6 protein-coding genes and 1 pseudogene are annotated in these 7,835 nt (G+C 61.2%); 5 read left to right on the top strand and 2 right to left on the bottom strand.

The window, feature by feature from the left end; translation table 11 throughout:
* A pseudogene (locus tag EKD05_RS15250) lies at positions 1 to 404 on the bottom strand (GNAT family N-acetyltransferase); the annotation flags it as partial.
* A 547-nt stretch (positions 405 to 951) separates the two neighbouring features.
* On the opposite strand from EKD05_RS15250, the gene EKD05_RS15245 reads away from it, so the two are divergent.
* The 5 genes from EKD05_RS15245 to EKD05_RS15225 all read left to right on the top strand — a co-directional run bounded on the left by EKD05_RS15245 (position 952) and on the right by EKD05_RS15225 (position 6,670).
* Positions 952 to 1,629 carry a hypothetical protein gene (locus EKD05_RS15245; RefSeq protein ID WP_129674212.1) on the top strand — a complete coding sequence of 226 codons (678 nt, stop codon included), beginning with the start codon at positions 952 to 954 and terminating at the stop codon, positions 1,627 to 1,629.
* A gap of 13 nt (positions 1,630 to 1,642) precedes the next feature.
* Positions 1,643 to 1,993 carry an aldehyde dehydrogenase family protein gene (locus EKD05_RS27205; protein ID WP_129674226.1) on the top strand — a complete coding sequence of 117 codons (351 nt, stop codon included), beginning with the start codon at positions 1,643 to 1,645 and terminating at the stop codon, positions 1,991 to 1,993.
* 310 nt (positions 1,994 to 2,303) lie between these two features.
* Positions 2,304 to 2,987, top strand: coding sequence for an O-methyltransferase (locus EKD05_RS15235; protein ID WP_129674210.1), 684 nt, complete (start codon positions 2,304 to 2,306; stop codon positions 2,985 to 2,987).
* Positions 2,988 to 3,306: 319 nt separating this feature from the next.
* A complete protein-coding gene (locus EKD05_RS15230) occupies positions 3,307 to 4,101 on the top strand; it encodes a class I SAM-dependent methyltransferase (protein ID WP_129674208.1) in 795 nt (264 codons plus the stop codon).
* 169 nt (positions 4,102 to 4,270) lie between these two features.
* The gene (locus tag EKD05_RS15225; protein WP_205703950.1) at positions 4,271 to 6,670 is read left to right on the top strand and encodes a transglycosylase SLT domain-containing protein; all 2,400 of its coding nucleotides are present in this window, start codon (positions 4,271 to 4,273) and stop codon (positions 6,668 to 6,670) included.
* On the opposite strand, the gene EKD05_RS15220 is transcribed toward EKD05_RS15225, so the two are convergent.
* Positions 6,648 to 7,826, bottom strand: a complete 1,179-nt coding sequence (locus EKD05_RS15220) for a hybrid sensor histidine kinase/response regulator (RefSeq protein ID WP_129674204.1) — start codon at positions 7,824 to 7,826, stop codon at positions 6,648 to 6,650. The two genes, EKD05_RS15225 and EKD05_RS15220, sit on opposite strands and share 23 nt — an antisense overlap.
* Positions 7,827 to 7,835 lie beyond the last annotated feature (9 nt).

Here is a 7,835-nt window from a genome sequence, read left to right as displayed (position 1 = left end):
GCGGCTGGCGTACGCTGAAGCTCAGGCGCAAACGCAACATGCGCCACTTCAAGGCTCCCCGCCGTCGGCGCGATGCTTCGGTAACAGGCGACCCCACAGGCGCGCCTGTTCACACCGGCCCGGATGGCATAGAACTGGGCATCAGCATCGGGGCACGGATGGTCTATCCAGGCACGATAGGCGGCAAAGGTCGGGAACGGGCCATACGGCAGGTAGGTCCACATCCGGCCCTCACCATCAGCCGAGATAGCCGCATACAACTCTTGCGCATGGCGGTCAGGATCGAGGGGTTCGAGGTCACAGTAGCGTCCCGCAAGCGGCGTGTGGGGTGGAATTGGCGGCGGCTTCCACTCTGGTACGGGCGAGCCAACTGGTTGGCCGAGCGCATTCTGAAAGCTCATCATCACGTCCCTTTCTGTACATACCCTTTTTCTTTATTATAATAACCCGCAAACCTTTTTGATGCTGAGGATAGCGCAACAAACAAGGATTATCTACGAGGCTGTCTGAGAAGTCGACGAGCTGCTCCGAAGTGCCGGCTAATGGTTTTTATATTCATAAGCCGACACGCCTGTATACAGCCCAAGTAGGACTGCTATATACGAACAATAAAAGTGATTTAAACTGTAATAATATCTGATTGTTGCCGTTTATGAACGAGCACAATCCCAAAATAATTTGCATGTATAATCACAATTTAAATGCATATTGACAAGCTTTAGAATATATGTAAAACTACATTACATGTAAGATAATGTGCTCGTTGATCATGTTTAGGGAGTGCAACTGCCCCCTGCCCCACTCGCCACTTACCCACTCACGCATGGGTCACTGCGTTCCGCTAAGGTCGTTCCGGGCATCTGGCTGTACAACTTGCGAGGTTGAACTGGCCGTCGGCCCAGAGGTGAGCGGGTAACTGTTCACACTTCAACATCAAAGGAGGATCCTGAGATGTTCACCGCAATGTACTTGCTCTGCGCGATGTTTACCCTCGTCCTCTCAGGCATCGGACTCTACCGCTTGCGGATGGCACCCACGCTCGCCCTCGCCTTGATCATGCCGACCCTGCTCGCCCTCGTCTATGACAACCTGGTGATCGCCCTGGGCAGCCTGCTCGGTGAAGGATCGCTGCTCATCACCCTCAACTGGGTGCGCTTCATGCTCCACGCGCTGGTACTCCCGCCGATGCTTGTGGGCATGCTGCTGCTGGCCCGCGGGGCTGACGTGCGCTGGGCCCACCACTCCATCGCGTTGATCAGCACCCTGATCCTCGCCGCCGCGACCTTTGCCCTTGGCTTGCGCGGCGAGGTGCTGCTGCTCGAGCTAGCACCCAGCTACCGCAACGACCTTCTGCTCTACTCCCACGCCCACCCCAGCGGCCCGCCGGTCGGGGCGATCATGACCCTACTCGGGGCGATGATCTATGGCGGGGCGATCGCGCTGCGAGCGCGCTGGCCCTGGATCGCACTGGCCGCGCTGTATACCCTGAGCGTCGTCGCAGTGCCCAACCCCTGGCTGGCCAACGCCCTGGTCAACACCGGCGAGGTGCTGCTGCTCGCGGCATTGATACGGGCCACGTACCACTTTGCCGCTGCGCCCTGTCCCGCTCCCGTAGCGGTCGTGGCGTAACGGTGCGCAAGCCCTGCGCCGCGCTGCTGGCGGGCAACGCGTCGACCACAAGCCCTCCGAGCGAGCACGCCTTTGTGCCCTGCGGGCCGCTGCACTGCTCACCGAGGCCGGTGTGCCCCAGGATCTGCTCGCGGTGCTGATCGGCGGCCAGGCGATGGGCGAAGCGCTGGTCGAGTGGGCTGTGCCGCCCATCACCGGCATATGGCCCGTTATGGTAGCGGGGCTTCCAGCCCGCAACCCCCACGCGGGCTGGAAGCCCCCGCTACGATGGGCGGCTGTTGCTCACGGGCGCTCCCACTGGCCCGAGGGCCATTTAGTACTCAGCATGACCATCATACGACACCATCAACGATCATTGGTATGAAACCGTGCCGTAGGCAAGTACTACATCGAGCGCACGTGGCGTGATCGTTGCTGCCTGGGCCTCTGACTGCCCAGGCTGAACCGTGACCACACCCTGCGCTGCGCTGGCGTGCTCACCGCACAGAAAGAAGGCAATGGCGGGGCGCTCAGCGAGTAATTAATGCACAAAGCAATGGATCACGGCCTTCGCTTGGCGTGCCGCGCCTGCGTTGGCGTGGTAAAATAAGCTAGAACATGACTGTTGCCAATCTGGTGCTACGCCATTTGGCGCAATCGTTTATGCGCCCTCTTGATGAGCAAGGATCATACGAATGACCAACGAGCAGTGGAGTGCCGTCGATCAGTACGTCAGCGACCTGCTGATGCCACCGGATGCTGCGCTCGAGGCTGCGCTCGCAGCGAGTAGTGCCGCAGGCATGCCGACGATCAATGTTTCGCCGGCCCAAGGCAAATTGCTCTATCTCCTGGCCCGCACGCTGCAGGCGCAGCGCATCCTCGAGCTTGGCACGCTCGGGGCCTACAGCTCGATCTGGTTGGGGCGGGCACTGCCACCCGGTGGACAGATGATCACCCTTGAGGCCGATCCCGGCCATGCAGAGGTAGCGCGTGCCAACCTGGCCCGCGCCGGTCTGTCCGCCGTCGTCGAGGTGCGGGTCGGGCCGGCGCTCACAACGCTGCCCACGCTGGCTGGGTTCCCGCTGTTCGATCTGGTCTTCCTCGACGCCGATAAGGTCAATCTACCGGCCTACTTCCGCTGGGCGCGGGCACTAACTAGGCAAGGCGGTTTGATCATTGCCGACAATGTCGTGCGCCGTGGGGCCGTGGTCGACGCGAACAGCACTGATCCAAACGTGCAAGGTGTACGCGCCTTGGTCGCCGCACTGGCTGATGATCCTGGGGTGCATGCCACCGTGCTTCAGACCGTAGGCAGCAAGGGGTACGATGGCCTGGCGCTCGTGCTGGTTACCGGCGAGCCGCTGCCACCGCCGCGCTGATCAACGGAGACGCGGATAGCTCACCGCATTCGCCCACTCCCCCGGCGACCTTGACATGATGGGCTTCTTTCGTATGATTGTGCCTACGGACGCCTAAGGCATGGTTCAAATCAGCGTGACCGTTTGTGGTGATTGAAGTGCCGACTTTAGCCGACTGATGGTCTTCCAGAAATGAATCCGGTCTCGCCCGCGCAGGCGGGCTTCGCTTCAACTAGCCGAGGGCTTTCGCCCCACGGCATCGGGTTCATAGCGGATCATTTCCTGTAAAACCATAAGTCGGCACTCCAATTCGTTGGTAAACTATTGAGAGGTATGATCAATGCGCCGCCTCCAGTTGATCGAACTCGAAGATCTCGCCTGGTTTCCTGCTATCCTGCGCGACTTGGCAACGGACTACCTGCAGATGATGCTGCACGTCTCGAACCCTTACGCGCCAGTGGCATCACGCCTGCGTAACGCCCTTGAGGCCTCCGGTGAGCACCGGATCATCGATCTGGCTTCGGGTGGCAGCGGTCCGTGGGCGCGTATGCTGCCGTTGCTCGCCGTCACAGGGGCACCAGTTCACGTTACGCTGACCGACCGGTACCCAAATATCAACGCTTTTGCAAATCTGGCACACCACTTTCGGGGCAACGTCACCTTTGCCTCTGCGCCTGTCGATGCGCGGCGTGTGCCACACGAGCTTGTCGGCTTGCGCACCATCTTTTCGGCCTTCCATCACTTCTCGCCGGAGGACGGACGGGCGATCATTGGCGATGCCGTAGCTCAAGCGCGTCCAATCGCCATCTTCGAGGCGACAGCACGCACGCCGGCTGTCTTTCTGGCGATGCTGACGACACCCCTGCTCGTCTGGCTGCTCACGCCGCTGATCCGCCCACTTACCCCTGCACGGCTGCTCTTCACCTATCTCGTCCCACTCGTCCCGGCGATCGTGCTCTTCGACGGGGTGGTGTCGTGTCTGCGCAGTTACACGATTGACGAGCTACGATCCCTGGTCGAACAGGTGCCGGGTGCGGAAGACTATCAATGGACGATCGGTGTGGAGCGGGCCGCCTCTGCACCACTTGGCATCACCTATTGTGTGGGTGTACCCCGCCCAGCACACGTTGGTTGAAGCAAATGCTGGTTCCACCGACCAAATACCGGCCAGAACAATGAGGTACTTTCCCGGTATGTTCACAAGTATTTTTTTATGCCATGATCGATAATAAGCATCCTCTGGCATCTCTGAGCCTGACTCGGTGTGGTAAGATGCTGGCATGCGGTATCTATGCACACTTTGCTTGCTTTTCCTCATAAGCCTGGCTGGTTGTGAGGTGGTGGACGCGCCGCCCCCTGATCAGACCACCGTTGCGCGCAACATTGATCGCGTCGTTGCCCCCGAGCGAACGCCATCGATCCCGGTTCACGAGGGGTTCCCGGTTCTTCCTGCCGACGAGTTGCTGGCGCTTGGTCTGGCGGCGCGGGCACAGGGTGATTATGGGGCAGCCGACTTTAGCCAGTTGTTACAGTATTACCCTACTGCCGACGAGGCGCCGATGGCGCAGTTTTATCTTGCCGAGAGCTATGCGCGGCGGGGGCGCTGGACCTCGGCAGCCGAGTTGTTTGGTGCATTTTTGGCGACGGCACCGGCGGAAGATCCCTTGCATGCCCCCGCCCTCTTCTGGCTGGCACGGGCGCACGAGGAGGCTGGGGCGCACGAGGCGGCGATTACGACCTACCAGGCGTATCGTGAACTGGCGACTCCTATCGAGCCGTATGCGGCGTTGCGCCAGGCGGCGCAGGAGCGGGCGCTTGGCTTGTCTGACGCGGCGATTGCCTCGTGGTTGCACGCGGCGCGCACAACGATTGTCGCTGGTGAACGAGCCGGTGCGTTCGAGAAGGCTATTGCGTTGCTTGTGGCGAATGGGCGCAATACCGAGGCGCTGGCCCTCTATGAAGAGTTGCTGGAGCTCGCGGAGCAACCGGCCTACCGTGCGCGCATTTTGAGTGAGGCTGCCGCGCTCGCCGCGAGTCAAGGCCAGCCTGAGCAGGCGCGGCGCTGGTTGCTCGAGGTGATTGAACGCAGCCCCGCGACCGCGTTGGCCGGGGCGGCGGTTGATCAGTTGCGGGCAGCGGGCGATCCGGCGCTTGATCCAGCGGCTGCCGGAGCGATCTATTTCACCCTTGAGCGTTGGGCCGACGCGGTTGCCCTGTTTGATCAGGCCATCCCGGCGGCCACGGATGCCGCCGCCGCCATTGAGCTTCGGCGGATGCGCGGGCTTGCGCTGCGTGCGCAAGGCGACTTTGCCGGGGCCATCGCCGGCCTCGCTGACGCCGCCGCGCTTGCGCCGGATCTCAATGAAGGTCGCCAGGCGCGCCTCGATCTGGTGCAGACGATTGGGCAGAGTGGTGAGACCGAGCAGGCCATTGCGGGCTACACCGAGTTTGCGGCAGGGTATCCTGATGATCCGCGTGCGCCAGTTGCGCTCGACCGGGCGGCGCAGTTGCGCGAGCGTCTTGGTGATAGCGACGGTGCCTTGCAGACCCGTCGCGACCTGGGCCAGCGGTACCCGGCAAGCGACGAAGGCCGTATTGTCCTCCATACCCTTGGGCTCGAACTGTTCCGTGCAGGCCAGTACGACGAAGCCCGTCAGGTCTGGGGGCTTCTTGCTGAGGGCAACGATGGCCTCTTCAAGGCGCGTGGCTCCTTCTGGGCGGGTCGCGCGGCGCGGGCGCTTGGTGACGAAGCGGGCGCCCGGGCGCTCTTTGCGGTAGCGCGTGAGGCCGCCCCTGATAGCTATGAGGGCGTGCGGGCGGCAGAAGAACTGGGCGCTTTCCCCCAGGGCTCACTGGCGCTGAACGCCCCGATTACTGACGAAGCGTGGGCCGAACTTGCCGCCTGGGTTGCCCTGCTCACCCTGGCTGACGAGGTGGCTGACGATCCTGTTGTCCCACTCGCGACCACAGTCTCTCGCACCTTGGCGCTGGAAGCGGTTGGCTTACAGGTCGAGGCGATGGCCGAATGGCGTCAGGCGATCAACCGTGCAACGACCCCCTTGATGCTGATGGAACTCGGTCGGGCGGCGCACGAGGCAGGCGCACCGTACCCGGCCCTGCTTGCTGCCGAGCAACTCAAACGGCAGGCCGAGCGTACCTTAAACGAAGCCTCAGTAGAAAATGCGCCTGAGGAACCCGTTGCTCTGCAGCGGCTCCGGTTTCCAACGCCATATGCCACCCTGATTGACCAGGAAGCAACGGCACACGGCATTGATTCGCGTCTCTTTCTGGCCCTCGTGCGTCAAGAAAGCCTCTTCAACCCTGGGGCAACCTCGTGGGTGGGGGCGCGGGGGCTTGGGCAGGTGATGCCGGCAACGGGCCAGGGCATTGCGCAGAACCTGGGGGTAACGGACTTTGTGCTTGATGATCTCTACCAACCGGCGGTGAGCATCAGGTTTGGTACCTTCTACCTTGGGCAGCGCCTGCGTGATATGCAAGGGAGCATCCATGGCGCACTCGCCTCGTACAACGGGGGCCTGGGCAATGCGCAACGGTGGGCCGGCGGCGCGCAGGTGAACGATCCCGACCTCTTCACGGAAGCGATCGACTATCCTGAAACGAAGGGCTACGTGCGGGCCGTCTACACCTTTTGGGGCGTCTATCAACGGCTCTATGCTGCCTCTAGCGAGGAAAAACAACCGTAAAAACCGTCCCGATGCGCACCTGACTTCGCACGGTCAACTGCGCCCCGTGGGTCTCGGCGATATGGCGGGCAATGGCAAGGCCGAGGCCCGCCCCGGGCTTGATCGTCGTATTGGGTGGTTCAACCCGATAAAACGGCAAAAAGATCTTTTCAAGGTGTTCTTTGCCAATCCCGGGGCCATTATCTTCGCAGCGCAGAATAAAGCGTGACGGCTCGTCGTGAAAGAGCAGGCGAATGCGACCGCCCCGCGGCGTATATTTCAGCGCATTATCGAGCAGCGCCTGGGTCATCTGGGTGAGTGACTTGGCATCGGCGAGGATAGGGGCTGCCTGGCAGGTCACAACATCCATCAACATACCTTCACTATGGGCGCGTTCTTGAAACGACTCAAAAAGTGGTTTCAACGTCGCGATTGGATCGAGCATCTGGGATTCCATCGTCCGCCCGCGCAACTCCTGGAAATACAACAGATTATTGAGCTGCTGGCTCAACGTCTCGCTGCTGCGGCGCATCACGACAAGGCCTTCTTGCTGGTCTTGCGTGAGTGGGCCAAGCATACCCTGTTCAAAGAGATCGAGGTAACCCATCAGCGACGTCATCGGCGTCCGCAGTTCGTGCGAGAGGGTCGAGAGGAACTGGCTCTTGAGGCGATCGAGCTCACCAAGCTCAGCATTCGCGGCACTGAGTTCGAGTACCCGTTGCTCGAGGCGTTCGACAAGTTTCTGGCTATAGGCGCGGAGCAAGTCGGCCTCTTCGGCGGGGGCACTGACCCGTTCGCGGTGACCGGCGATAAACTCCGAGACCACCATAGGCAAGCGACGGGGATCAATCGGCTTGACGAGATAGCCATCGCAGCCCGCGACGAGCGCCCGTTCGCGGGCTCCGGGGCTGCCATCGGCGGTGAGGGCAACAATCGGGACATTATGGAGGTGGATCAGACTACGGAGGCGGGTGGTCGTCTCGTAGCCATCGAGCCCGGGGATGCCAAGGTCAACAAGGATAATCACGGGCATCATCTCGCGGGCAAGGGCAAGCCCCGAGGGGCCATCATTTGCCACAACGACATGATAGCCCTGATTGCCCAGGATGCGTTGCACGAGCCGTTGATTATCCAGATTATCTTCGATATATAAAATACCTGGCAATGCATCATTCATTGCGTGCCC

Origin of the sequence: Candidatus Chloroploca sp. Khr17 (genome assembly GCF_004138165.1) — a bacterium.
GTDB lineage: Bacteria > Chloroflexota > Chloroflexia > Chloroflexales > Chloroflexaceae > Chloroploca.
This window is presented reverse-complemented; position numbering and strand designations above follow the sequence as displayed.